The organism is Kibdelosporangium persicum, assembly GCF_013280595.1.
In the GTDB taxonomy this organism is placed as follows: Bacteria; Actinomycetota; Actinomycetes; order Mycobacteriales; family Pseudonocardiaceae; genus Kibdelosporangium; species Kibdelosporangium persicum.
Map to the genome: position 1 here is coordinate 210,927 of NZ_JAAATY010000012.1, position 25,337 is coordinate 236,263.

Genomic DNA, 25,337 nt, shown 5'->3' on the forward strand with positions numbered 1-25,337 from the left:
GATGATTGACCTGATCAAGCGGGTGTCCCGAGGGGAGACCCTGAGCGAGTCGGACGCCGCGCTGGCGATGCGCACGATCATGTGCGGCGCCGCGGGGCCCGCGCGGATCGCCGGGTTCGCGATGGCGCTGACGATGCGCGGTGAGACCGTCGACGAGATCGTGGGCATGGCCAAGGCGGCCCGCCAGCTGGCCAGGCCGGTGCCGTTCGGCTCCGACGTGCTGGACACCTGCGGGACCGGCGGCGACGGCCTGAACACGTTCAACATCTCCACCGCGTCCGCCATTGTCGCGGCGGCCTGTGGCGTCAAGGTGGCCAAGCACGGCAACCGCAGCGCCTCGTCCGGCTGCGGCAGCGCCGACGTGCTGGAGGAGCTCGGCGTGCGGATCGACCTCACGCCTGAGGACGCGGCCCGGTGCCTCGCCGAGACGGGCATCACGTTCCTGTTCGCGCCGGTGTTCCACCCCGCGTTCCGGCACGCCTCCGGGCCGCGCAAGGAGCTGGGCATCCGCACGGTGTTCAACCTGCTGGGCCCGTTGTGCAACCCCGCTCGTGCCCAGTACCAGGCGCTCGGCGTGCCCAACGCCGACCTGGTCGCTCCGATGGCCGAGGTGCTCGCCCGGCTGGGCGTCACCCGGGCACTGGTGTTCCACTCCGAGGACGGCCTGGACGAGCTGAGCATCGGCGCACCGTCCACAGTGGTCGAAGTGATCGACGGCGAGCGCCGGGCGTACCGGTTCGACCCGGCCGGCCTCGGCCTGCCGAAGGCCTCGGTCGCCGACCTCGCCGGGGGTGACCGTGCGGTGAACGCGGACATCATCCGCCGGATCTTCGCCGGTGAGCCGGGTCCGGGCCGCGACATCGTGCTGCTCAACGCCGCGGCGGCGTTGCGGATCACCGGGCACGCCAAGGACTGGCACGACGGTCTCGGGCAGGCCGCCCGTGCGATCGACAGCGGTGCCGTGACGGCGTTGCTCGACAAGTGGGTCGCGGTGTCGCAGAACCGAGTGGCGGTGCCGTCATGACCTTGTCCGACAACGGCCTCCGGCCGACGATGCTGACCAGGCTGATCCAGACCGCCAACGAGCAGACCGCACGGCGCAGGAGCGTGCGTCCACTGTCCGAAGTGGCCGAACTGGCCGCGAAGGCGGAGCCGCCACGGGACTTCGTCGCCGCGCTGAGCGAACCGGGGCTGAGCGTCATCGCCGAGATGAAGCCACGCAGCCCGTCGAAAGGGCCGCTGACCGACGACTACCGTCCGGCTGAGCGGGCCCGCGCCTACCGCAGGGGCGGTGCGGCCGCGATCTCGGTGCTGACCCACGAGGACGGCTTCGGCGGCAGCCCCGAGCACCTGCCCGTCGCCCGCGCCGAGGGCGGCATCCCGGTGCTGCGCAAGGACTTCATCGACGACGAATACCAGATCCTCGAAGCCCGGGCGCTGGGCGCGGACGCGCTGCTGCTGATCGTCGCCTCGCTGACGCCGCACCGGCTGGCCGAACTGCTCGGCTACACCAGAGGCCTCGGCATGGAGGCGCTGGTCGAGGTGCACGACGCCGACGAGGTCGACATCGCGCTCGACGCGGGCGCGACCGTGATCGGCGTGAACCACCGGGATCTGCGGGACTTCCGGATCGACATGACACTCACCGCGCGGCTGCGCGACCGGGTCGGTTCCGGGCGCCTGCTCGTCGGTGAGAGCGGGATCAACACCAGACAGGACGCGGCCGCGCTGTACGAGGCGGGCGCCGCGGCGGTACTCGTCGGCGAGGTCCTGATGAAGGCCGCCGACCCCGAGGGGAAAGTCAGGGAGCTGAGGCAGGCATGAGCGACCGCACCAGGTTCGGCCGTTTCGGCGGGCGTTACGTCCCGGAGACGCTGATGGCCGCACTCGACGAACTGCAGACCGTGTGGCTGGATCTGCGCGAGGACGAGGGCTTCCTCGGTGAGCTGCGGGCCCGGCAGGCGACGTTCATCGGCAGGCCGACGCCGCTGTACCACGCCGAGCGGCTGACCGAGCACTTCGGTGGCGCGACCATCCACTTCAAGCGTGAGGACCTCTGTCACACCGGCGCGCACAAGCTGAACAACGCGCTCGGCCAGGCGGTGCTGGCTCGCCGGATGGGCAAGAAGCGGATCATCGCCGAGACCGGCGCCGGTCAGCACGGCGTGGCCACCGCGACCGTATGTGCCCGGTTCGGGCTGCCGTGCACCGTCTACATGGGCGCGGAGGACATGCGCCGCCAGGAGGTCAACGTCCGGCGGATGCGGATGCTCGGCGCCGAGGTCCGGCCGGTGACCAGCGGCACGGCCACGCTGAAGGACGCCACGTCCGAGGCGATCCGTGACTGGGTCACCAACGTCCGCGACACGCACTACATCATCGGCTCGGTCGTCGGACCGGCTCCGTACCCGGAGATGGTCCGCGAGTTGCAGCGCGTGATCGGTGACGAGGCCCGCGCGCAGTATCTGGCCGCGGAGAACACGTTGCCGGACACGGTGGTCGCGTGTGTCGGCGGCGGGTCGAACTCGATCGGCATGTTCGCCGGGTTCGTCGACGACCCCGGCGTGGAACTGGTCGGTGTCGAGGCGGGCGGGCACGGCGTCGCGAGCGGGCAGCACGCCGCGGCGGCGGTCGGCGGCCAGGCCGGCGTCCTGCACGGCAGCTTCAGCTACATCCTGCAGGACCGGCACGGCCAGGTGCTGCCGACGCACTCGATCGCCGCGGGTCTGGACTACCCCGGCGTCGGCCCGGAGCACGCGATGCTGGCCGAGCTGGGCCGGGCGTCCTATGTGGCCGTCAACGACGACGAGGCGGTCGCCGCGTTCAAGCTGTGCACCCGCCTCGAAGGCATCATGCCCGCGCTGGAGACGTCGCACGCCCTGCACCACGTCGGCGAGCTCGCCCGTGAGATGGGCCCGGGAGCACGCATCCTGCTGTGCTTCTCCGGCCGCGGCGACAAGGACATGCACACCATCGAGTCGGTGTCCCCCACCGACATGCCGGTGATCGGAGACCCGGAATGACTCTGGCTGCAAGGTTGAAGCAAGACGGTCTGTCCCTCATCCCCTACCTGATGGCCGGCCACCCGGACCTGGACACCACCCGCGAGGTCGGCCGCAAGCTGGTCAACACCGGGATCGCCGCGATCGAGCTGGGCATCCCGTACAGCGACCCGCTGGCCGACGGACCGGTGATCCAGCGCGCGGGGCAGCGTGCCCTCGACGCGGGCACCACGACCGAGGGCTGCCTGGAGGTCGCCGCGGACATCGCGGCCGAGCAGGCGGCACCCGTGATCCTGATGACGTACGTCAACCCGGTCCTGGCCTACGGCCCGGAGCGGTTCGCCCGTGACGCCGCCGAGGCGGGCGTCGCCGGGGTGATCATCCCGGACGTGCCGGTCGAGGAGTCCGCCGACATCGCGCGGACGATCACGGCCGCCGGCCTGGACACCGTGTTCCTGGTGGCTCCCACGAGCCCGGACGAGCGGATCGTGGCCGCGGCCACCGCGTCGACCGGTTTTGTGTACTGCGTGACGGTCACCGGGATCACCGGCAGCCGTTCGGCACTGCATCCCGACGTGCACGGACTGCTCGCCAAGGTCCGGTCGCACACCGACCTTCCCGTCGCAGCGGGCTTCGGCATCTCCAGTGCCGAGCAGGTCTCGCTGCTGCGGGAGCACGCCGACGCCGCGATCGTCGGCAGCGCGATCGTCAACGAACTGGACGCCGGACGGGATCCCGGCCCGCTTGTGAGGGAGCTGCTGTCAGCATGCAAATGATCGACATCCAGCCACACCGGCTGGGCATCCCCGTCCTGCCCGAGACGTCGGCCACGCCGCGGACGCACCTGCCGCCCGCCACCTGGCACCCCGACTCCTGGCGTGCCCGGCCCATCGCGCAGCAGCCCGACTGGCCGGACCCGCACCACGTCCAGCGGGTCGCCGAGGAGATCGCCCTGCAGCCGCCGCTGGTGCTGCCCGACGAGATCGGCACCCTGCAGCAGTCGCTGGCCGCCGCGGCGGAAGGCAACGCCTTCCTGTTGCAGGCCGGTGACTGCGCCGAGCGGTTCACGTCGTGCACCGAGCACGGCGTGCGCAGCAAGCTGCGGGTGATCCTGCAGCTGGCGATCCTGCTGACCTACGGCTCGGGACTGCCGGTGGTCAAGGTCGGCCGGATCGCCGGCCAGTTCGCCAAGCCACGCAGCAAGCCCACCGAGGTCATCGACGGCGTCGAGTTGCCCGCCTACCGCGGCGACATCGTCAACGGCCCCGAGCCGACCGAAGAGGCCCGCCGCCCGGACGTCGACCGGTTGATGCGCGCGTACCACCACTCGTCCGCGACGCTGAACGTGTTGCGTGCCTTGACCAAGGAGGGCTTCGCCGACCTCGAGCAGGTGCACGCGTGGAACACCGAGTTCGTCCGCCGCAGCCCGGCCGGGCAGCACTACGAGCAGGTGGCCGACAACATCACATGGGCACTGCGGTTCATGCAGGCGTGCGGCATGAACGGCAAGGAGTCGTTGCGGCAGGTGCACTTCTACACCTCGCACGAGGCACTGCTGCCCCAGTACGAGCAGGCGTTGACCCGGTACGACAAGAAGACCGGCGCCTGGTTCGACACCAGCGCGCACATGGTGTGGATCGGTGACCGGACCCGGCAGCTCGACGGCGCGCACGTGGAGTTCCTGTCCGGGATCGCCAACCCGATCGGGCTGAAGGTCGGTCCGACCACCACGCCGGGCGGACTGCGTGACCTGGTCGAACGACTCGACCCGGACCACGTGCCGGGCCGGCTGGTGCTCATCTCGCGGATGGGCGCCGACCAGGTGACCGACCTGCTGCCGCCGCTGCTGCGCGCGGTGCGTTCCACCGGCCGCTCGGTGGTGTGGGCGTGCGATCCGATGCACGGCAACACGTTCGTGTCCCAGAGCGGCTACAAGACCAGGCGGTTGAGCGACATCACCCGCGAGATCGTCGGCTTCTTCGCCGCACACAAGCAGGAAGGAGTGCACCCAGGCGGCATCCATCTCGAACTCACCGGCGACAACGTGACGGAATGCCTCGGTGGGGCCGAGGAAATCCTGGACACCCACCTCTGCACCCGGTACGAGACCGCGTGCGACCCCCGGCTGAACGCCAGCCAGTCCATCGAACTGGCCTTCCGGGTCGCCGAGCTGTTGCGCGAACACCGCGGCCGGTGATCGCGAAGTCCTGAGTGGACTTCCGGAAGTGAGGAGGAGAGCGGGCGCGAACCGCCGCGGGACGCGGTCACGAAGATATCGTTACGGCATCTTCGTGACCGCGTCGTGCCGTTTGCGCCAAGGAGAAGCCGTGACGAACACTCAGGTGCCCGCGCAGGAGCAGTGGGCCCGTGAGCCCTTACCCAGCACCCTTCCCGGATGGCTGGACCGCGCCAGGCAGGTCCGTGACATCTACTCGCTCAACGACGCCTCCCGTGACCGGGAACGAACCCCGGCACACCCGCAGGTGCAACTGCTGAAGCAGGCCGGACTGCACCGCCTGCTCGGCCCGGTGGAACACGGCGGCGCAGGCGCGGAGTGGCCATGGGTACACCGGATCATCCGTGAAGTGGCGTCCGGGGACGGCTCGCTCGGCCAACTGCTCGGCTACCACTACCTGTGGTACGCGTGGCCACGGCTGACCGGCTCCCCCAGCCAGGCCGCCGGATTCGAAGCCGACGCCACAGCCGGGAACTGGTTCCTCGCGGGCGCGCTCGACTCCGACGACACACGTGTCACGATCCGCGAGGACGGCGACCACCTGATCTTCAACGGTGTCAAGCATTGCGCGACAGGGGTGCGCTACTCCGACGTCACCATGGTCGGCGGACTGTTGAACGGCACGCACGTCGTCGGTTTTGTCCCCACCGACCAGCCAGGCCTGCTCCTGCACGACGACTGGGACAGCATGGGCCAGCGGTTGACCGCGAGCGACACCTTGACACTGCAGGACTTACATGTCCGTGCGGACCGCACCGTCACCTCACTCGGCAACGCGTACAGCACGATGACGGTCCCCGTCCGCCAGCTGATCTTCGCCAGCATCTGGCTCGGTATCGCGTCCCAGGCGCTGCGTGAAACAGCGGAGTACAGCCACAAACACGGCCGCGGCTGGGGCGGATACGAGAAGCTGGTCGACGAACCTCGTGTCATCGACGTGGTCGGTGATCTGACCGCCAAGCTCTGGACAGCCGAGGCTTTGCTCGACAAGGTCGCGGAGGAAGGCGTACCGCTGCACCGCGACCCGTCAAGCGTCACCGCGCGGACACGCGGCGAGTACAAGGTGCGCACCGCGGCGGTCCAGGCCCGCGCCCAGGAAGTGGCCGTGGAGGTCGGCTCCCGGCTCTTCGAGGTCACCGGCGCGAGGTCGACGACCTCGGCGTTCGGCTTCGACCGCTTCTGGCGCAACGCCCGGACGCACACGCTGCACGACCCGGTCAGCTACCAGCACGAGGAGATCGCTCGCTACGCGATCCTCGGCGCCGTGCCGACCCCTGGCTGGTACTCCTGACCTGCTCGGCCGGGGCGGTCAGTCCCGGCCGTGCGGACTGTGCCAACCACTCAGATCCGGCCCGCCCGCCACAATGCCCGACGGGTTCACGTCGGTGTGCACCCTGTAGTAGTGCTCCTTGATGTGGTCGAAGTCCACAGTGTCCCCGAACCCCGGCGTCTGGAACAGATCCCGCGCGTACGCCCACAACACCGGCATCTCGGTCAGCTTGTTCCGGTTGCATTTGAAGTGGCCGTGGTACACCACGTCGAACCGCACAAGCGTCACGAAGAACCGGATGTCGGCCTCGGTGATGCTGTCCCCCACCAGGTACCGCTGCGTGGACAACCGGTTCTCCAGCTCGTCGAGCCTGTCGAACAGCCGTTGGTACGCCTCGTCGTACGCCTTCTGCGTCGTGGCGAAGCCGGCCTTGTAGACGCCGAGGTTCACGTCTTCGGCCAAGTCCTCGATGACCTGGTCGATCTCCGGCCGCAGCGCTTGCGGGTACAGGTCGGGCGCGTCCGGTCGCGCGTACTTCGACCACTGCGTGGCGAGGTCGATGGTGATGGTGTTGTGGTCGTTGGTCACCAGCCTGCCGGACGCGATGTCCACAATGGCCGGGACGCTGACACCGCCGTCGTAGCCCGGCCTGACCGCTTCGTACGCCTCGGCCAGATACCGGATGCCCAGTACGGGATCGCGGCCGTCCGGATCGAGGGTGAACCGCCAGCTGCGTTCGTCCTGGATCGGATCGGTCACGCCGACCGAGATCGCGTCCTCGAGCCCCATCAGCCGACGCACGATCAGGGATCGGCTGGCCCACGGGCAGGCCTTGTTGACCACAAGGCGATAACGCCCAGGCTCGGCCGGCCAGGGACCGTCAGCGGTGATCCGGGCGTTGAAGTGGGTCACCATGACCATGTCGTCGTTGTCACTCATGATTGATCCTCCTCGCACGAAAACCCTCGTGCGTGTTTCGTCCGCGGAAACCGGACGAGACACGCACGAGGGTTCTTCGGGGCCCTTATTCGGGTTTGGTCGGGTCGTTGACCAGCCCGAGCTGCATGAACATCGCGAAGTTGTCGACAACGCCCCAGTGCTCGGCCATCCGCCCGTCGACGAACCGGGTCTCGTCCATGGTCTCGATCTTCACCGGCAACCCGGTGGGAGCGTGATGCATGAACGGCCCGGTGTTCGTCCCGGCGGTCAGGATCCGGCACCACAACTTGTCCCCCGCCACCGCGTGGGACACGATCTCCAGGTGCACGTCCGGCAACGCCGTCCGCAGTCCGGTGATCGCCTGCTTGAGGGGCTCCGGCCCGACGGTCTCCGCCCCGTGCTCGTGCTCGAGGAAGTCCGGCGCCAGGATCTCGTCGACCACCGACAGGTCGCCCTTGTTGAACGCCTCGGTGATGAGCCGCTGGTAGACGGCGTAGATGTCGTGCTCGGCCATGGGGGTCCTTTCAGGAGATGTCAAAAAGGGTGCCCGGGCGCGGTTCGCACCGCTGCTCGGTCCCGAGGTTGCTCAGGTGCGACATCTCCTCGTCGCTGAGCTCGAAGTCGAAGATCTGGAAGTTGCTCCGGATCCGGTCGGGGTTGACCGACTTGGGGATCACCTGGATGCCGAGCTGGATGTGCCAGCGCAGCACCACTTGCGCGGGTGACCGGTCGTGCCCGGCCGCAATCCCGAGCACCACCGGGTGCTCCAGCAGTCCCTGGTTGCGCCCGATCGGGCTCCACGCCTGGGTGACGATGCCGTGCTCGGCGTGGAACGCGCGCAGTTCCTCCTGGGGGTACATCGGGTGCAGTTCGATCTGGTTCATCGCCGGCACCACGTCGCACTCGTCGAACAGCCGCCGCAGCTCCGGGATGCCGAAGTTGGACACGCCGATCGACCGGACGCGGCCGTCGGCCTGCAGCTTCTCGAACGCCTTCCAGCTCTCGACGAACAGGTTCTGCTTCGGCCGCGGGAAGTGCATCAGGTAGATGCCCAGCCGCTCCATGCCGAGCTTGCTCATGCTCAGGTCGAACGCCCGCATGGTCCTGTCGTAGCCGTGGTCGTCGTTCCACAGCTTGGTGGTGACGTTCAGCTCGTCGGCCGGGATGCCGCTGTTGGCGACCGCCTTGCCGACGCCTTCTTCGTTCTTGTACGCCGCCGCCGTGTCGATCAGCCGGTAGCCGGTCTCGATGGCCATCGTGGTGACCTGGGCCGCCTCCTCCGGCGGGACCATGAAGACGCCGTAGCCGATCTGCGGGATCACGGACCCGTCGTTGAACGTCAGGGTGGGAACCTCTGCCATGACTGGACGCCTTTCAGGAATACCGGCCGGGTTTCGGGATCTGGTCGAGCAGCTGGTACTTGCCGACCTCCTGGCGGTGGTAGTAGATCGGGTGGTGCAGGCTGTGCGTGCGCACGTTGCGCCAGAACCGGTCGTAGCCGTACTTGCTGGCGGTGGACCGGGCGCCGGTCACCTCGAAGATCCGTGCCGTGATCTCCAGCGCGGTCTCGGCCGACCGGGCCCGTGCCGCCCCGGTGCGGACCTTGTACTCACCGCGCTTGCGCTCGGTCAGCGCGTCGGGATCGCGGTGGATCTCCAGCCCGTCCTCGGCGACCTGGTCCAGGAACGCCTCCAGGGTCCAGAGTTTCGTGGTGAGGTCGCCGATGACGTCCAGCACCCGCGGCTCGTCGACCGTCCGCTCGTAACCACCCCACGCCGTCCCCTGGGTACGGGTGTACTCCTCGGCGGTGATCAGCGCGCCGCGTGCCACGCCCGCGTAGATGTTGGCGAACATCAGCTGGCCGGTCGGCACGTTCATGGTGTTGTAGACGCGCGGGTAGTGCTTCTTGTCGCGCCAGCCCAGCGCGTCGCTCCACGGCACCTTGATGTCGTTGAACGTCACGCTGCCGCTCTCGGTGAGCCGCTGTCCCATGTTGTCCCAGTCGTCGTGGAACACCACGCCGGGCTGGTCGATCGGGACGTACGCCAGGATGTAGGTGTCCTCCGTGCCCTCCAGCAGGCCCTCGATCACGCTGTAGTCGGACACCTTCACGCCGGTGCAGAACGTCTTGCGGCCGTTGAACACCAGGTGGTCGCCCTCGTCACGGACCACGATGTCCCGGAACCGCGGGTTGAGCGCGCAGCCGTAGAAGTACCGGTTGGCGCCCCCGGCGGCCTCGAACGGCACGACCTGCTCCGGCGTGCCCATGATGCGCGGCAGCCACGCCCACAGGAAGTGGTCGCCGATCAGCTGTCCGATCGACCCGTCGCCCGACGCGACACCACGCACGACCCGGTACGCGGTCGGCCACTCCATCCCGCCGCCCCCGGTGTGGGCGGGCGCGAGAATGTTGACCAGACCCGCGTCCTTCAGCAGCTGGATCTCGTCGTACGGCGTCTTGGCCGCCCGGTCGCGGGCCGCGCCGTCGGCGAGCAGCAGCCTGCCCACCTGACGAGACCGCTCATCCCACCCCTCCGGCGTGGTCGGTAAGGGCGCCAGGGCCCACTCCGGCGGCGAACCGGAGTCGCCGCGCACGGGCGGCTGCTCGGTGGTGGTCACAGGACCTCCTTGAGAGTTTCAACTGGTGTGCGGTGAACGAACCGGTCAGTCGGCGGACGCCACGGTGACCGGGTCCTGCTGTCCGGTGTGGACGGCGCCGGCCGCCTGTCGGCGCCGCCTCGCCCGGACTTCGAGCACCCCGGACACCATCACCACGCCGAGTCCGGCGGTCGCCATCAGGGCGCCCACCGTGGGTGGCCCGGTGAAGCCCAGTGCGGTGCCGATGGTCAGGCCGCCGACATAGGCTCCGGCCGAGATGCCGAGGTTGATGGCCGATCCGCCGACCGCGGCCGCCAGCATCGGCGCCCCGTCGGCCTTGGCGATCAGCCGGGACATGAACGCGGGCACGAGCGCGAACCCGGCGCCGCCCATGACTGTCAACGCGATCGCCGCGGCCACCTGGTTCTCGGCGAACACCGCGAACGCGGCGAGCGAGACCGCGAGCGTCGCGAACGCGACGTGCAAGGTCGGCAGCTGGGCGCGGTCTGATCCCCACCCGCCCAGCAGGTTGCCGATGACAAGGCCGACACCGAACAGGGCGAGCAACGGCGTCAGTGTGCCGGGCGAGTAACCGCTGACGTCGGTCAGCAACGGGGCCACGTAGCTGAACGACGCGAACAGCGCGCCGATCCCCAGCGTGCCGGTGAAGAGCGTCAGCCACACGTGAACATGCTTGAACGCGGCCAGTTCACCACGCAGGCCGGAGTTGCGCGCCCTCGGCCGCTTGGGCACCAGCGCGAGCACGCCGAGCGCACTCGCCAGCCCGACCGCGGTGATGATCCAGAAGGTCGCCCGCCACCCCATGTTCTGGCCGATCAGGGTGCCCAGTGGCGCACCGACCACATTGGCCACCGTGCCACCGGTGAACACCAACGCGATGGCCCGTGCCTGTTTGCCCGCCGCGACGAGGTCCGCCGCGACCACGGACCCGATCGCGAGGAACGCCCCCTGCCCGAACGCGCCGATCACCCGGCCCAGCATCAGGATCAGGTAACCGGGAGCGATCGCCGCGATCAGGTTGCCCGCGACGAACAGCACTGAGGAGAGCATCAACAGTGTCTTGTGCGACAACCGCGTGCCGGCGGCCACGAATAATGGCCCGCCGATCACGATCGCCATCGCGTACCCCGACACGAGCAGCCCCGCGGTGGGAATCGACACGTCCAGGTCGCTCGCGATGTCCGGCAACAAGCCCGCGATCACGAACTCCGCGGTGCCCATGGCGAAGACGGCAAGCGCCAGTGCCAGCAGTGCGACGGGCATTTCAGCTCTCTCCAGTGCGTAGTGAGACGGTTATTCGGCGTCCGCCCGGGCGGTCCCGAACGGGCTGTCGACGAGGTAACGCCACTTGCCGTCCGGGCCACGCCGGACGACGTCGGTCCCGGTGCCCACGGTGCGGACGTGCTCGCCGTCCGGCGTGGTGCCTTCGATCACCCAGTCGACGATCAGCAGCGCGATACCGTCACCGGTGTCGTAGACGTGCCGGGTGGTGGCCGACAGCGGCAGGCCGCCGTCGAGGAACTCCTTGGTGCGGCTGATGATCTCCTCACCGGTGACGGGCTTGCCCGGCTCCGGCACGAACACCGCCTTCGGGTCGAACAGCTGGCGCACCCGCTCGATGTCACCGGAGTTGAAGGCCTGCACGAAGACCTCGGTGTGGCCGGCCGGGTCGGTGGCCAGCTCCACGTGCGGAAGGGTGTTGGTCATCTCAGGGAATCCTTTGTTCCGAAGTAGACGATCAGGAGTACCAGCCGGGGGTGGGGACCTCGTCGCGCAACTGGAAGGCGCCGATCTCCTGGCGCTGGTACGGCACCGGGTCGTGCACGGTGTGCGTGCGGACGTTGCGCCAGAACCGGTCGTAGCCGTACTTGCTGGCGGTGGACCGGGCGCCGGTCACCTCGAACATCCGGTTGGTGATCTCGAGGACGACCGAGTCGGCGGCGATCTTCACCGCGGCGGTGCGGATCTTGTACTCGCCACGCATCCGCTCGGTCACGCCGTACGGGTCGCGGTGCAGCGGAAGGCCTTCCTCGGCGACCTGGTCGACGAGCGCCTCGACGGCCCACAGCTTCGCGGTGAGGTCACCGATGATGTCCAGCACGCGCGGCTCGTCGACGGTCCGTTCGTAACCGCCCCACGCCGTTCCCTTGGTACGGGTGTACTCGGACGCCTCGTGCAGCGCGCGTTTGGCGATGCCGAGCCAGAAGCTGGCGAAGATGACCTGACCGGTCGGCACGTTCATGGTGCCGTACGGCCGTGGCTGGAACTTCTTGTCCACGAATCCCAGTGCGTCGCTCCACGGGACGCGGATGTCGTTGAGGTTCACGCCGCCGCTCTCGGTCAGGCGCTGCCCCATGTTGTCCCAGTTGTCCAGCTTCACCAGGCCGGGCTGGTCGGTCGGCACGATCGCGACCACGTGCGTGTCGGTGCCTTCGAGCACACCTTCGATCACCGTGCGGTCGGAGACCTTCACCCCGGTGGAGAACGTCTTCTTTCCGTTGAACACAAGGTGATCGCCCTCGTCACGGACGACGACGTCCTTGTCACGCGCGTTGACCGCACCGGCCATGATCCAGTTGCCACGGGCGGACTCGGCCTCGAGCCGCGCGGTCTGCTCGGGCGTGCCGATGGCCGCGGGCACCCAGTTCCACATGTAGTGGTAGCCCAGCAGATGCCCGATCGAGCCGTCGCCGAAGGACACTTCCTTGATCACCTTGTACGCCGTCGGCCACTCCAGGCCACCGCCGCCGTGCTCGGCGGGCAGCAGCAGACCGGCCAGACCGGATTCCTTGATCAGGGTGATCTCGCTGTACGGCGTCTTGTTCGCCGCGTCACGCTCGGCGTCGTCGGCGGCCAGGATCTGCCCTACCTGGCGAGCGCGCTCGATCCACCCCTCCGGCGTGGTGGGCCGCGTCGCCCACTCCGGCCGGGGGCCCGCCTCGGCCCGTGCGGGCGGTTGCTGAGTGGTGGTCACAAGCCCCTCCTAGTCAAAACTGACGAGTCGCGGAAATCTGTCCCGACGGTATCGCCGGGCAGGCGGGCGAAACCGTTTCGCGTCAAGCGGGCCACCTACTTCCGCAAGTCGGCCGGGTTACTTGTCCAAGTCGGCGCGCGGGCGCGGAGAGTGCGGTGAGACCGGCCGTCCATAGCGTGGCGATCAACTCGATACCGCCGCACTTCCAGGAGCGATCCATGCCCGTGCACCAGGAGTTATGTCCGCGATTCCGTTCGTCGTCCGCGTTCGCGCACTGAGGGGGAAGACCGTGCAGACCATCGACCCGCGCGTCCATTCACGGCTGCCATCGCTGACCGGCATGCGTTTCGCCGCAGCCCTGATGGTGTTTCTGTGCCATGTGGCCGACTCCCGGATATTCAGCGCGCAGGGGATCAGCGACGCGCTGCCGAAGTTCGTCTCCCAGCTTGGTTTTGTCGGTGTCTCGTTCTTCTTCATCCTCAGTGGTTTCGTGCTCACGTGGACCGCGCGTGCCAACGACACCAGGCGCGCGTTCTGGCGGCGCCGCCTGGTGAAGATCTACCCGAACCACTTCGTCACCATGGTCATCGCGCTGGGCTTCATGGCCGCGGCGGGCACAGTGACCCTTGTGGACACTTTCCCGTCGGTCCTGCTCGTGCAGGCGTTCATCCCGCAGGAGAGCGCCGCGTTCTACGCCAACGGCGTGAGCTGGTCGCTGTGCGCCGAGCTGGTGTTCTACCTGTCGTTCCCGGTGCTCCTGCCGCTGGTGAACCGGATCCGGCCGGAGCGGCTGTGGCTCTGGGCCGGGATCCTGGTCGCGTCGATCGGGCTCATCGCGGTGATCGCGCAGGTGTTCCCCGACCAGCCGAACATCTCGTACTACCCGATCCCGTGGTACAAGTACTGGTTCGTCTACACGCTGCCGATCACCCGTATCCCGGAGTTCCTGCTCGGCATCGTGATGGCCAGGATCGTGCTCACCGGCCGGTGGATTCCGCTCAGCCTCGGCAAGGCACTGCTCCTGCTCATCCCGGGTTATGCCCTCACCATCACGCTGCCTGACGTCTACGGCATGGTGCTGCCGTGTGCGCTCCCGCTCGCGCTCATCGTCGCCGCCGGCGCGGTGGCCGACGTGCAGGGCCACCGGTCCCCGTTCCGCAACCGCGTCGCCGTGTGGCTCGGGGAGATCTCGTTCGCGTTCTACATGGTGCATCTGTTGGTGCTGATGCACGGACCGATGTCCGCGGGCACGTTCCAGACCTGGGACGTCCCGGCCGCTCTGGGGATCATCGCGGTATCACTGGGGATGTGCGTGTTCGCGGCCTGGTTGCTGTACGCGCTGGTCGAACGACCGATCATGCGCCGGTTCAGCAAGCCGCGGCCCCGCGTCAAGCAAGTCGCGACTGTCTAAGACCAGGACACCTGTGAGTGCGCGGCCGGTTCCCCGGCCGCGCACTCACAGGTGTCAGGGGTTTCAGGCCGCGCGCAGCGCGGTCAGCAGCTCGGTGATCCTGGCCAGCCTGCCGCCCTGGAACTTGGCGGCGACGATCGTCTCCTTGCCCGGCAGCCCGTGCTCGGCGATGTGGCTGACACCGTAAGGGTTTCCGCCCGCGGCGTGGATGATGTCGTAGTCGACGTAACCGGTCGGGACGATGATGGAACCCCAGTGGTACATCACGTTGTACAGCGAGAGCAGCGTCGATTCCTGGCCGCCGTGCCGCTCACCGGTGCTGGTGAACCCGGTGACCGGCTTGTTGGCCAGGTGGCCGCCTTCCCAGACGCCACCGGTGGTGTCGATGAACGCCTTGAGCTGCGCGGCGATGTTGCCGTACCGGGTCGGCGTGCCGAACGCGTAGCCGTCGGCCCACGTCAGGTCGTCCAACGTGGCCTCCGGGATGGAGGCGGTGGCGTTGAGGTGCGCCCGCCAGTCCGGGTTCTTGTCGACGGCCTTGTCGGGGGCCGTCTCGGCGACCCGCCGGAGGCGCACGTCCGCCCCGGCGTCCGCCGCGCCTTCCGCGATGGCCTCCGCCGTCGCGTGCACGTTGCCGGTCGCCGAGTAGTACACGACCGCGATCCGAGGACTCATGACCACAACCCCTACCGAAGTTGGAAAGAAGATACTCCGGCAACCGTATCGATCGGTTCGCCACACGGCCGGTGTTCAGCGCGCAACACGGCCGGATCTCGTTAAGTGCGGGAACAACGTCAACTACGTCTACCACACGCGGTGGCCGCTCGACACGATCGGGAGCGAAGCCTCACCCGGAAGGATGGAGATCTCCAGTGGTCAACGACAACCGGCTCACCAGGAACGACTTTGTCGGCACCCTGTTCGGGGCCGCGGCCTTCCAGGTGCTCAACGCCGGGAACGAACTGGGCCTGTTCAGGCTGCTGAACGAGCGGCCGGGCCTGACCGGCGACGAGATCAGCGAGGCGCTCGGCCTCGCCCGGCGGCCGGTGGACGTGCTGCTGCTGGGCGCGACCGCCCTGAAGCTGACGACGATGCGGGACGGCCGGTACCGCAACGCGGAACTGATCGACACCATGTTCACCACCAACGAGTGGGAGATCATGACCGACCTGATCACCTTCGAGGCGAAGTTCGTCTACGCGCCGCAAGGTGATCTGGTGGAGTCGTTGCGGCAGAACACGAACGTCGGCCTGCGCCACTTCGAAGGCGAGGGAACCGACCTGTACCACCGGCTGCCCGCGACGCCGCACCTCGAGCAACTGTTCTACCAGTGCATGCGGTCCTGGTCGCGCCTGTCGAACCCGATCCTGGTCGCCAAGGCCGATCTGGACGGTGTCCGCCGCGTGCTCGACGTCGGCGGCGGCGACGGCGTCAACGCGATCCAGCTGGCCCAGGCCAACGAGGGCGTGGAGTTCACGGTGCTGGACCTGCCCGGTGCGGTGGCGATCGCGAAGAAGAAGATCGCGGACAACGGCCTGACCGACCGGATCGACGTGGCCGAGGCCGACATCTTCGCGGACACGTACCCGAAGGGCTACGACGCGGTCCTGTTCGCCAACCAGCTGGTGATCTGGTCGCCGGAGGAGAACCTTTCGTTGCTGCGCAAGGCCTACGACGCCCTGGACGAGGGCGGCCGGGTGCTGATCTTCAACGTGATGTCGGACGACACGGGTGACGGCCCGCTCTACGCGGCACTGGACAACCTGTACTTCACGACCATCACCGCCAGCGGCAGCACGATCTACCCGTGGGGCCAGTACGAGAAGTGGCTGACCGAGGTCGGCTTCGGCAACGTGGAGCGCCTGCCCGGCGACACGTGGACCCCGCACGGCGTGATCAGCGGCGTCAAGTAACACCGCGGCACCGCGTGTCCACCGTTCCGGCACCGCGTGTCCACCGTTCCGGCACCGCGTGTTCGCCGTTCCGGCACCGCGTGTTCGCCGTTCCGGCACGGTGAAATCCCCGCGCGAACCAGCCGGCGGGGATTTCACGGTGCTGGAATGTGTATTTCGGGGTGCCGGAACGGTGGACACGGCCTACTGGGGGGCGCTGAACGTCCCGTACTTGCTGCCGAAGAACACCATCGGCCGGACACCCGCACCGAACTCGGCGTGGTGCACCCGAGCCACCACGATCACGTGGTCCCCGGCCAGGTGCTCGGCGAACAGCGAACACTCCAGCCAGGCCAGCGACCCTGGCAGCACCGGCATCCCGCCCGGCGACGAGAACCAGTCCACCCCCCGGAACTTGTCGCCTCCCTTGGCGGCGATCTGCGCCGTGACCTGGCGCTGGTCGTCGCCAAGGATGTTCAGGCAGTACCGGTCCGAGGTCCGCACGGCCGGCCAGCTGGTACTGGTGTGCGCCACGCAGAATGCCACCAGCGGCGGATCCAGGGACACCGACGTGAACGAGTTGACCGCGAGCCCGACGGGCCGGTCGGTCCGCGGGTCGATACCGGTGACGGCCACGACACCGGTGGCGAACCGGCCGAGGACGTCACGGAACCGCCTGGTGTCCAGCAGTTGCTCTGTGGCCTGGTCACGCATGACTGATCACCTTTCTCCAGGTAGGGGTGTTCACGCGGCGCGGCTTTCCGGAGCCGGCTGGGACAGTTCGGTCGCGTACAGCGCGATCACTTCGTGCATGCGGTAGCGGACGTTGCCGCGGTCGTCGACGCCGACGATGTCGACGAGCCTGCGGTCGACGAGAAGGTCGAGCAGCCGTTCGGCGGCCTGCACGGAACCGCCGGTGTCCACGGCGGCCATCCACGCGTCGAAGCTGTCCACCGGCAGCTTGCTCAGCGCGCGCCACAGGCGCTTCGCCTCGGCGGGCAGTCCGTTCACTGTGGCCGCCAGGCTTTCCCGCACGTCGAGGGCGCCGTGCGAGAACTCGTCCAGCCGTCGGCGAGGGTCCCGCAGCCGGGTCGCCAGGTGGCCGAGCCGCAGGTGCGGCCGGGCCGCGAGCCGCGCTCCGGCGGCACGCACCAACAGGGGCAGGTTGCCGGCCAGCCGCAGGATCTCGCGCATCGCGTCCGGCTCGGCGTCGACCCGGACGGGTCCGACGATCGACGTGAACAACTCGATCGCCTCCGCGTCGCTGAACGCGTCGACCTCGACGGGATTGACGCCTGCCAGGTCGGTCACGGTGGTACGGCTGGTCATCAGCACCGCCGACCCCGGCCCGCCCGGCAGCAACGGACGGACCTGACGGGCGTCCACCACGTCGTCGAGAACCACCAGGACCTTGCGCGTGGCCAGCAGGCTGCGGTACATCGCCGCCCGCTCGTCCGGGTCGGCCGGGATACGAGCGTCCGAAACACCCAGTGCGCGAAGGAAACCGCACGCGATTTCGCCGATACCCGCAGGCGTGCAGCGGGACGCGCCGAGTTCGGCGTAGAGCTGGCCGTCCGGGAACCGGTCACGCATCTGGTGGGCGACGTGCAGTGCCAACGCCGACTTGCCGACACCGCACCGGCCGAGCAGTGCGGCGATTCGCACGCCGGTCGCGTCGGGCGCGGTGAGCACCCGCCGGATTTCCTTGGTGTACTCCCGGCGTTCGACGAAGTCCGGTGCGTCGGCGAGCAGTTGCGCGGGAACACGAACCGCCGCCGCGGCCACCGGAGCGGCCTGCGCGGGCAGTTCACCGTTGAGGATCTTGTGGTGCAGCTCCTGCAGTTTGCGGCCAGGCTCGACACCGAGCTCGTCGACCAGCACGCTGCGGCCTTCCCGGTAGACCGCCAGCGCGTCGGCCCGGCGGTCGCTGCGGTGCAGTGCGAGCATCAGCTGCCAGCGCAGCCGCTCCCGCAACGGGTTCTGCTCGACCAGCACGGTCAGCTCGGGCACCAGTTGGGAGTCCAGTCCGGACTTCAGCTCCAGCTCCACGCAGTCCTCCAGGACTGACAGCATCCGCTCCTCCCACTTCGCCGCCGCCGTGCGCACCATCGGGCTGTCCACCTCGGCCAGCACCGGGCCGCGGAACAGCCGTAATGCCTTGCGGTACACCGCGATGGCCTCGGTGTGGTCCCCGGCGCCGGCGATCGCCCGCGCCTGGCTCACCCAGGTCTCGAAGACCCCGGTGTCGATCTTGTCGGCGGCCAGCCTGAGCGAGTAGCCGGACGCGGTCGTCTCGATCAGGCCGCTGCCCGCGCCCGCGTTGACGAACGCGCGGCGCAGCCGCCAGATGCATGTCTGGATCTGCTCCGCGGCGGTTTTCGGCGCGCAGCCGCTCCACACGGCCTCGATCAGCCGGCCGACCGAAACGGTCTTGTTGACCTCCATCAGCAGAACGGCGAGCACCGTCAGCTGACGGTTCTTGCCCACCTGGACCGGCTCCCAGTCGACCGACACGTCGAGCGGCCCGAGCACACGAAACCACATGGTTTCCCCCATCTTGTTCCGGCCTTCTTTCGGTATTGAAAGCCTATCCGGCAATTCAGGGCCGGCCACTCTTTCGCTTTTTTGAAACAGCGTTCACCAGCGGTTTCTCACGCCATGTCCGGTGTGCGATAAGTGCCTGTCCAGCGGTGTGTCACAAGTCTTCGCACGTATTGCCCGCACCGACTTGACCAAGTACCGCCCGCGGCGCCGGGTCCGGGCATGCTCGCAGCTCAGCGGTGGTTCGCTCGACGTATGACAGTGGAGACGGCCGTGGGCCCCGACGAACTGGCGACGTGGGACGACGTGTTGACGGGCCCGGCGAGCACGCCCGGCTGGGGTCTCCTGCTCGACCGCGACAGCCATGAGCCGATGTATCAGCAGCTGTACACGCAACTGCGCGACCTCATCGTGGTACGCCGCCAATTCGCACCGGGAACACGACTGCCCGCGTCACGGACATTGGCCGACGAATTGGGAATATCCCGGAATACCGTGTTGTTGGCATACCAGCGGTTACGTGAGGACAATTGTATTGACGGCGCGCCGGGCGCCGGAACAATTGTGCTCGCACCACCGAGGGGACAGGCCGCTCCGCCGAGCCCGGCGCGGTGTGACGCATTGTCGGACCGGGCACGGGCGGCGATCGCGAACGGCCCGGGTCACCTGATCGACCGCAGTGCCTGCAACCGGCCGTTCGCGGTGGGGATGCCGCCGCTGGACGTGTTCCCGTCCGCGCTATGGGGCCGGTTGACGGCCAACCGCCTGCGTAAGCCGCCGGTCCGGTTGCTCAGCGACTGCGAAACGCTTGGCTTCGCACCACTTCGCGAGGCGATCGCGGCGTACCTGGGCCTCATGCGTGGCGTACGGTGCCGTGCCGAACAGATCGTCGTCACGCGTGGCGCGGAGAACGCGCTGGACCTGGTGGTGCGTTCGCTGCTGGAGCCGGGTGATCCGGTGTGGCTGGAGGAACCGGGCACCATCGAGGCGCGTGCCGTGGCGACGTGGCACGGCCAGCGAATCCACCCGGTGCCGATCGACGAGGAAGGGCTTGTGGTCAGCGCCGGTCCGGACGCGCGGATGGCGATCGTGTCGCCGACGCGGCAACTCCCGCTCGGCACTGCCATGTCCGCGCGGCGCCGCAGGGAACTGCTGGAGTGGGCGAACCGCAACAACTCGTGGATCGTGGAACTGGACACCGAGGCGCCGTTCCTCTCCCCCGACGCCCCGCCGCCCCTGCAGACGCAGGACACCAACGGCCAGGTGATCTACGCGGGCACGTTCCGCAACCTGTTGTTCCCCGAGGTCCGCGCCGGCTACTGCGTGCTGCCCGAGTCGCTGGTCGACCCGATCAGCGCGGTGCTCTGGCAGTCGGGCAGCGGCGTGTCCGCGCTGATCCAGCACGTGCTGGCGGATTTCATCAACTACCAGTACTTCCCGCGCTACCTGCGCCGCGTGCGTGATGTGTCCGCGAGCCGCCGTGAGACGCTGCTCACCGCACTGCGCGGGGAAAGCGCGGACTGGCTGACCCTTCGCGAGGACAAGAGCGGCGGCAGTTTCCTGGCGTGCCTGACCGACCATCCCGTCGACGAGAACACGCTCGCGGACCGCGCCGGGCCTGCTTCCCTTTCGCTGCACAGCATCGACCGCTACTACGCCGGGCAACGCGACCTCAGCGGCGTCGTACTCGGTTACGCGGCCGTCGGTGAGCCCGCCATCGCACCCGCGGTGCGGCGACTGATGAAGGTCCTCGGGTAGCACGACTTCAGGGTGGCACCTGCCCGTGCGGCGGGACAGGTCCATCGGAGAGGGTCGTGTGGTACCAATCCCGGTTGGCACCGTCCGGAGGCGACCGTTGGCACTATGGCCGCCCGGGCGCCAGTCCTACGTTGATGTCATGGACATCCGGGATGACGACATCGAGCAGTTGCGCGAGTGGTCCGCCCAGTCCGGTCCCCACGCGAACCGGGCGGCAATGGTGCTGATGGCCTCCGACGGCATGCCGCTCGCCGAGATCGCACGCCGCCTGCGGACCACTCGTTCCACCGTGACAGCGTGGTGCCAGCGGTACCGCGACGAAGGCGTGGACGGGTTGCGTGACCGGCCGCGCCAGGGCCGCCCACAGGCGATCGATGACGTGGAACTGTTGCTGCGCACGCTGATCACCTCGCCGAACGGTCAGGCATGGCGCCGTTGGTCGACCCGGTCGCTCGCCGCCGAGGTGGGCGCGTCCAACGGCACGGTCGCTCGCGCCTGGCGCCGTTGGGGTTACCGATCCGAGGCACCAGCGGAGTTCCGGCTGCCGTTGAGCCCTGCTCTGCCCGGCCGCGTCGTCGACGTCGTCGGCATCCACACCAAGCATCGCGTTCTCGCGGTGCGTGTCGCCGGTGAACCGGCCGTGCCCAGCCGACGGTTGCCCGTCGTGCACGACGACGAGGTCGCGACGTTCATCTCGCACGTCCTCGCCCGGCACGGCTCGGCGATCCACCTGATCAGCGCCGATCCCACCGTGTACGAACGGCCCGAGGTCCAGGCCGTGCTCACGGCCCACCCGCACCTGCGTGCGCACGTCGTCATGCCCGGCTTCGACTGGCTGGACATCACGACGCTTGCCTTGGGCATGGCCAAGGCAAGCCCATCGCCCAGGCACCAACGAGCCGTCGTGACCGCGGTGCTGCGGTTCGTCGACGCGCTACGCCGTCGCACCGACCCGGTGACCTGGGTCCAGGACGCGCCCGCCGTAACCCCGGCTCTGCGGAGTGCTTAGTCCTCGGCCTTCTCGTAGACCGACACGTGCTTGGTGCTCTCGTGCGTGAACGCGTGCCGGGTCCAGCCGCCCCAGCGCTGGAACAGCCTGAGCCCGGCCAGTCGCGCCATCAGGTCGAGTTCCGACGGCCACACGTACCGGAACGGGATCGACTGGTTCTCCCCGCGCCCGTCGACGACCTCGATGTAGTTCGAGGTCATCGACTGGGTGGCGGTGTCGTACACGTCGAACGCCCACTGCGTCGGACTGGTGTACAGCGGAACGATCCTGTGCCCGGGCGGCAGCTTGCGGATCTCCGGCACCTCGACCTCCACCACGAACCGCCCGCCCGGCGCCAGGTGCCGCGCCACGTTGCGGAAGCACGCGACCTGCGCTTCCTGCGAGGTCAGGTTGGTGATGGTGTTGAACACGCTGTAGACGAGCGAGAACGTGTCCGGCACCTGGGTGGTGGAGAAGTCGCCGATGGTCACGTCGATCGCGCCGCCACCGGGTTTGGCGTGCAGCCGGGCCACCATCGCCCTGGACAGGTCGATCCCGCGCACCTTGACCCCGCGCTGCGACAACGGCAGCGCGATCCGGCCGGTCCCGATGCCGAGCTCCAGAGCCGTCCCGCCTGCCGCCAAGTCCTCGAGGACGTCGACCGCCGTGTCCACGATGCCAGGCAGGAACATGTCCGACGACGACTCGTCGTACCTCCGTGCCACACCCTCGCCGAAGTACCCGTCTTCACCGATCACCCGTGAACACTATCGTTCCGTCCGCACAAGACGTGGGCACGGCCTGCCGATCCGCTCACCCGGCCGACCGGCAAGGCCTCCGCCCCGGCATCCGTGCGTCCGGCAGGCACGCGGCAGGTCCCGGCACGAAGAATCTCCATGGTGGTCACCTCCGGCCATCACAGGGGCTTCGCCGCCCATCGCACCCACGACCTTCGAAAAGGCGTAACCGCCTGCCACCAAAGCATTCTGAAAGGCCTTACACGGCTACTTAGGACAGCGGTACACGGTTGACAGCACGGTTCAGCCTGCTACCGTCAAAGGTCGGAAAGCGCTTTCCGTCTCTCCCCTGCAGCAGGGCGGTTCTCCGCCCAACGGAAGGAACACGATGTCAATGAAGACAGTGCGCGCCGGCGTGATCGGCGTACTGCTGGCCGCGGGCACAGTGCTTGCCCCGCAGCCGGCTTCGGCGGCACCGTTCGACCTGGCCGGATGGGCCACGCAAGGCGGCGGCACCACCGGCGGCGGCAACGCGTCGCCTGTCACGGTGACCAGTTCGTCCGCGTTGATCTCGGCCATGCAGTCGTCGAGCCCCGCGGTCATCCGCGTGTCCGGGTCGATCGCGATCTCGGGCATGCAGAAGGTCGCGTCGAACAAGACCCTGATCGGCGTCGGTTCCACCGCGGCGATCACCGGCGGCGGGCTGAACATCGCCAACGCCTCGAACGTGATCGTGCGGAACATCAACTTCCGCGGCTGGTCGGACGACGCCATCAACGTGCAGTACTCGACGCGGGTCTGGATCGACCACAACCAGTTCTCCAACGGCAACGACGGAGCCGTGGACGTCAAGCGCGCCTCGGACTACGTCACGGTCTCGTGGAACAAGTTCATCGACCACGACAAGACAATGCTGTTGGGGCACAGCGACAGCAACGGCGGCGAGGACCGTGGCAAGCTGCGCGTGACCTACCACCACAACTGGTTCGCCGGCACCAACCAGCGCCACCCGCGGGTCCGGTTCGGCAACCCGGTGCACGTGTACAACAACTACTACGCCAGCATCGGAAGCTACGGCGTCGCCTCCACAATGGAGGCCGGTGTGCTCGTGGAAGGCAACTACTTCGAGAACACCGAGGACCCCTTCCACCGCGGTGAGGGCAGCTCGCCCGCGGGCAGTCTGGTCGCGCGCAACAACCACTTCGTCAACTCCGGCAGCGGAGACGCCGGTGGCAGCGTGCGGAGCATCCCTTACTCCTACACGCTCGACTCCGCCTCGTCGGTGAAGTCGAGCGTCTCCAGTGGTGCCGGTACCGGCCGGATCTGACGCGGGCGCCTCGGGCTCGTGGGTGAGCGCGCACCCACGAGCCCTCAACGCTCAGCCCAGTTCACACGTGGCGAACTGGCCGAGTCCTGCCGGCCTTTCCCCGGCCCGGCCGATCGCGATCGCGATCCGCTCCAGTGCCGCGGTCCGCTTACCGGCCAACGGCCCCAGAATCGCGTTCTGCACGAAGTTCGGCCCACCCTGCCCCACCGAGTTCGCCAGCCGCGTATTCGCTTCGGCCACCTGCTTGTCCAGATTCGCCAACTCCCGCTCCACCTCGGCCTGCGCGGCGGCCGGAACGTCAGGCAGAACCGGCTCCGGGCACACGATGCTGTTGCCTGCGGGCTGTGCTCCTGACGTCGCAGACGACGCCGGAGGCGGTGTCGGCGAGGATGTCACTGGGGGCGCCTGGCCCAGCCCACAGGTCGCGAACTGCTCCAGCCCTTCCGGACGCGCACCGTCGGCCCGGCCGATCGCGATCGCGATCCGGTCCAGTGCCGCGGTCCGCTTACCGGCCAACGGCCCCAGAATCGCGTTCTGCACGAAGTTCGGCCCACCCTGCCCCACCGAGTTCGCCAGCCGCGTATTCGCTTCGGCCACCTGCTTGTCCAGATTCGCCAGTTCACGGTCCACTTCGGCCCGCGCCGCCGCCGGCACCGCGGGCAGCGCCGGGCTTGGGCAGACGATGCCCTGTACCTGCGGAGCTTCGGATTCACCACTCGAGGCCAGCGCGGCGACGGCGAGCGCGGACATGGCGCCCGCGCTGAGCAACCCGATCCACACGAGGCGCCGTTTGGCACGCTGCGGACGGGCGTGTGCTTGTGACATATCGATACCTCACTGCTGTCGGGACTTCGGCAGCGTCAGGTACGGCACGCCGGTACATCCGGCGCCACGGTTGGCCGCCTGACCGGGGGCCGGCCGGACCAGTTGCCGGCCCCCGCATCAGACACGAGTGAACCGATCCCGCCGGTTCACGTTAACATCGAAATCATCCGGTGAAGTTCACGTCACTGCAGAAGTAGTAGGACTGGTCCATGTGACTGGCCTGCCAGATCGTGTACACGACGTGCCGGCCGGACCTCGATCCCGCGTTCACGTTGACCTGGTACGTGCCGGCGGGCGCGAGCTTGCCCGTCTGGGCGACCAGCTCCAGGTTGTTCCACCCCAAGGGCTGCGTCAGCGGGTTGAACCCCTGCCTGGTCACGTAGACGTAGAGGTAGTCGGCGCCGTGCCTGGCCTGGTCGGTGACGGTCAGCGTGAACCTGTTGCTCTTGTTCGCCATCTGCCACGCGCCGACGGCGTCGAGGGAGTTGTACCGTCCGTCCCCGGTGCGCCCGCCGCTGCACAGCTGTCCGTTCGGGATGGTGCCCTGGTGGTTGCCGCCCACGTTCTCGCGGTACAGGCCGTTCCAGTTCCACATCGCGTTCGTGTCGTGTTGCCAGGCCTGCCAGCACATCGGGTCCTTGGTCGCCATCTCCGGGTTCTGGAAGTCACTGCCCCAGCGGGCCCAGCAGCCGTAGTTGCGTGACGGCGGGTCAGTGGTCGAACCATGGGCGCTCGCCGTCCCGCTCATCAGCGTGGCGAACAGCACGCCGATCGCACTCACCACTGTGAGCACACGTCGGCCTAACTGGTTGTGCACG

The 25,337-nt window shown here is 68.4% G+C and carries 24 protein-coding genes; 11 read left to right on the plus strand and 13 right to left on the minus strand.

The features are described 5' to 3' along the window. Position 1 precedes the first annotated feature (1 nt). The 6 genes from trpD (at position 2) to GC106_RS22670 (ending at position 6,529) form a co-directional block, all read left to right on the plus strand. A complete protein-coding gene (trpD, locus tag GC106_RS22645) occupies positions 2 to 1,024 on the plus strand; it encodes an anthranilate phosphoribosyltransferase (RefSeq protein WP_173134118.1) in 1,023 nt (340 codons plus the stop codon). Next, the gene (gene trpC, locus GC106_RS22650) at positions 1,021 to 1,824 is read left to right on the plus strand and encodes an indole-3-glycerol phosphate synthase TrpC (RefSeq protein WP_217280827.1); all 804 of its coding nucleotides are present in this window, start codon (positions 1,021 to 1,023) and stop codon (positions 1,822 to 1,824) included. Before trpD ends, trpC begins: the two co-directional genes overlap by 4 nt. Then, positions 1,821 to 3,023, plus strand: coding sequence for a tryptophan synthase subunit beta (gene trpB / locus GC106_RS22655; protein WP_173134121.1), 1,203 nt, complete (start codon positions 1,821 to 1,823; stop codon positions 3,021 to 3,023). The genes trpC and trpB overlap by 4 nt, the downstream gene beginning before the upstream one ends. Further along, the gene (gene trpA, locus GC106_RS22660) at positions 3,020 to 3,778 is read left to right on the plus strand and encodes a tryptophan synthase subunit alpha (RefSeq protein WP_173134124.1); all 759 of its coding nucleotides are present in this window, start codon (positions 3,020 to 3,022) and stop codon (positions 3,776 to 3,778) included. Before trpB ends, trpA begins: the two co-directional genes overlap by 4 nt. Then, positions 3,769 to 5,199 carry a class II 3-deoxy-7-phosphoheptulonate synthase gene (locus GC106_RS22665; RefSeq protein ID WP_246366587.1) on the plus strand — a complete coding sequence of 477 codons (1,431 nt, stop codon included), beginning with the start codon at positions 3,769 to 3,771 and terminating at the stop codon, positions 5,197 to 5,199. The genes trpA and GC106_RS22665 overlap by 10 nt, the downstream gene beginning before the upstream one ends. A 130-nt stretch (positions 5,200 to 5,329) precedes the next feature. Continuing rightward, the gene (locus tag GC106_RS22670; protein WP_312872788.1) at positions 5,330 to 6,529 is read left to right on the plus strand and encodes an acyl-CoA dehydrogenase family protein; all 1,200 of its coding nucleotides are present in this window, start codon (positions 5,330 to 5,332) and stop codon (positions 6,527 to 6,529) included. Between the two features lie 18 nt (positions 6,530 to 6,547). Here the strand turns inward: GC106_RS22670 and GC106_RS22675 are convergent, their stop codons facing one another. The 7 genes from GC106_RS22675 to GC106_RS22705 all read right to left on the minus strand — a co-directional run bounded on the left by GC106_RS22675 (position 6,548) and on the right by GC106_RS22705 (position 13,040). After that, complete coding sequence (locus GC106_RS22675) at positions 6,548 to 7,447, minus strand: glutathione S-transferase family protein (RefSeq protein WP_173134127.1); 900 nt, start codon at positions 7,445 to 7,447, stop codon at positions 6,548 to 6,550. Between the two features lie 85 nt (positions 7,448 to 7,532). Continuing rightward, positions 7,533 to 7,961 (minus strand): ester cyclase, encoded by a 429-nt coding sequence (locus GC106_RS22680; RefSeq protein WP_173134129.1) that lies wholly within the window; start codon positions 7,959 to 7,961, stop codon positions 7,533 to 7,535. 10 nt (positions 7,962 to 7,971) lie between these two features. Further along, positions 7,972 to 8,808, minus strand: a complete 837-nt coding sequence (locus GC106_RS22685) for an aldo/keto reductase (protein ID WP_173134131.1) — start codon at positions 8,806 to 8,808, stop codon at positions 7,972 to 7,974. A 13-nt stretch (positions 8,809 to 8,821) separates the two neighbouring features. Then, a complete protein-coding gene (locus GC106_RS22690) occupies positions 8,822 to 10,066 on the minus strand; it encodes an acyl-CoA dehydrogenase family protein (protein ID WP_312872789.1) in 1,245 nt (414 codons plus the stop codon). Between the two features lie 45 nt (positions 10,067 to 10,111). Beyond that, a complete protein-coding gene (locus GC106_RS22695) occupies positions 10,112 to 11,329 on the minus strand; it encodes an MFS transporter (protein ID WP_173134133.1) in 1,218 nt (405 codons plus the stop codon). A gap of 30 nt (positions 11,330 to 11,359) precedes the next feature. Next, positions 11,360 to 11,773, minus strand: a complete 414-nt coding sequence (locus tag GC106_RS22700) for a YybH family protein (protein WP_173134135.1) — start codon at positions 11,771 to 11,773, stop codon at positions 11,360 to 11,362. Between the two features lie 31 nt (positions 11,774 to 11,804). Then, positions 11,805 to 13,040, minus strand: coding sequence for an acyl-CoA dehydrogenase family protein (locus GC106_RS22705; protein ID WP_173134137.1), 1,236 nt, complete (start codon positions 13,038 to 13,040; stop codon positions 11,805 to 11,807). Between the two features lie 238 nt (positions 13,041 to 13,278). Here GC106_RS22705 and GC106_RS22710 point away from each other — a divergent pair, with 238 nt between their 5' ends. Continuing rightward, complete coding sequence (locus GC106_RS22710) at positions 13,279 to 14,451, plus strand: acyltransferase family protein (protein ID WP_173134139.1); 1,173 nt, start codon at positions 13,279 to 13,281, stop codon at positions 14,449 to 14,451. A gap of 63 nt (positions 14,452 to 14,514) precedes the next feature. Here the strand turns inward: GC106_RS22710 and wrbA are convergent, their stop codons facing one another. After that, positions 14,515 to 15,126: an NAD(P)H:quinone oxidoreductase gene (gene wrbA, locus GC106_RS22715; RefSeq protein WP_173134142.1), complete on the minus strand. Its 612-nt coding sequence runs from the start codon at positions 15,124 to 15,126 to the stop codon at positions 14,515 to 14,517. A gap of 197 nt (positions 15,127 to 15,323) precedes the next feature. On the opposite strand from wrbA, the gene GC106_RS22720 reads away from it, so the two are divergent. Beyond that, entirely contained in the window at positions 15,324 to 16,364 is a 1,041-nt protein-coding gene (locus tag GC106_RS22720) for a methyltransferase (RefSeq protein ID WP_173134145.1), read from the plus strand. Positions 16,365 to 16,547: 183 nt separating this feature from the next. Here GC106_RS22720 and GC106_RS22725 read toward each other — a convergent pair whose 3' ends face one another. Both GC106_RS22725 and GC106_RS22730 read right to left on the minus strand, forming a co-directional pair. Further along, positions 16,548 to 17,057 (minus strand): flavin reductase family protein, encoded by a 510-nt coding sequence (locus GC106_RS22725; RefSeq protein WP_173134148.1) that lies wholly within the window; start codon positions 17,055 to 17,057, stop codon positions 16,548 to 16,550. A gap of 30 nt (positions 17,058 to 17,087) precedes the next feature. Then, on the minus strand, positions 17,088 to 18,887 hold the full coding sequence (locus tag GC106_RS22730; protein WP_173134151.1) for an AfsR/SARP family transcriptional regulator: 1,800 nt from the start codon (positions 18,885 to 18,887) through the stop codon (positions 17,088 to 17,090). A 252-nt stretch (positions 18,888 to 19,139) separates the two neighbouring features. Here GC106_RS22730 and pdxR point away from each other — a divergent pair, with 252 nt between their 5' ends. Together pdxR and GC106_RS22740 are read left to right on the plus strand one after the other, a co-directional pair. Next, positions 19,140 to 20,642 (plus strand): MocR-like pyridoxine biosynthesis transcription factor PdxR, encoded by a 1,503-nt coding sequence (pdxR, locus tag GC106_RS22735; RefSeq protein ID WP_173134154.1) that lies wholly within the window; start codon positions 19,140 to 19,142, stop codon positions 20,640 to 20,642. A 139-nt stretch (positions 20,643 to 20,781) separates the two neighbouring features. Further along, entirely contained in the window at positions 20,782 to 21,651 is an 870-nt protein-coding gene (locus tag GC106_RS22740; RefSeq protein ID WP_173134157.1) for a helix-turn-helix domain-containing protein, read from the plus strand. On the opposite strand, the gene GC106_RS22745 is transcribed toward GC106_RS22740, so the two are convergent. Further along, positions 21,648 to 22,388 carry a class I SAM-dependent DNA methyltransferase gene (locus tag GC106_RS22745; protein ID WP_173134160.1) on the minus strand — a complete coding sequence of 247 codons (741 nt, stop codon included), beginning with the start codon at positions 22,386 to 22,388 and terminating at the stop codon, positions 21,648 to 21,650. The genes GC106_RS22740 and GC106_RS22745 overlap by 4 nt on opposite strands. 373 nt (positions 22,389 to 22,761) lie before the next feature. Between GC106_RS22745 and GC106_RS22750 the strand changes: the two genes are divergently transcribed. Then, positions 22,762 to 23,694, plus strand: a complete 933-nt coding sequence (locus tag GC106_RS22750; RefSeq protein ID WP_246366589.1) for a pectate lyase family protein — start codon at positions 22,762 to 22,764, stop codon at positions 23,692 to 23,694. Positions 23,695 to 23,745: 51 nt separating this feature from the next. Here GC106_RS22750 and GC106_RS22755 read toward each other — a convergent pair whose 3' ends face one another. Together GC106_RS22755 and GC106_RS22760 are read right to left on the minus strand one after the other, a co-directional pair. Beyond that, positions 23,746 to 24,519 carry a hypothetical protein gene (locus GC106_RS22755; protein WP_173134165.1) on the minus strand — a complete coding sequence of 258 codons (774 nt, stop codon included), beginning with the start codon at positions 24,517 to 24,519 and terminating at the stop codon, positions 23,746 to 23,748. A 163-nt stretch (positions 24,520 to 24,682) separates the two neighbouring features. Continuing rightward, positions 24,683 to 25,267, minus strand: coding sequence for a lytic polysaccharide monooxygenase auxiliary activity family 9 protein (locus GC106_RS22760; protein WP_173134269.1), 585 nt, complete (start codon positions 25,265 to 25,267; stop codon positions 24,683 to 24,685). Positions 25,268 to 25,337 lie beyond the last annotated feature (70 nt).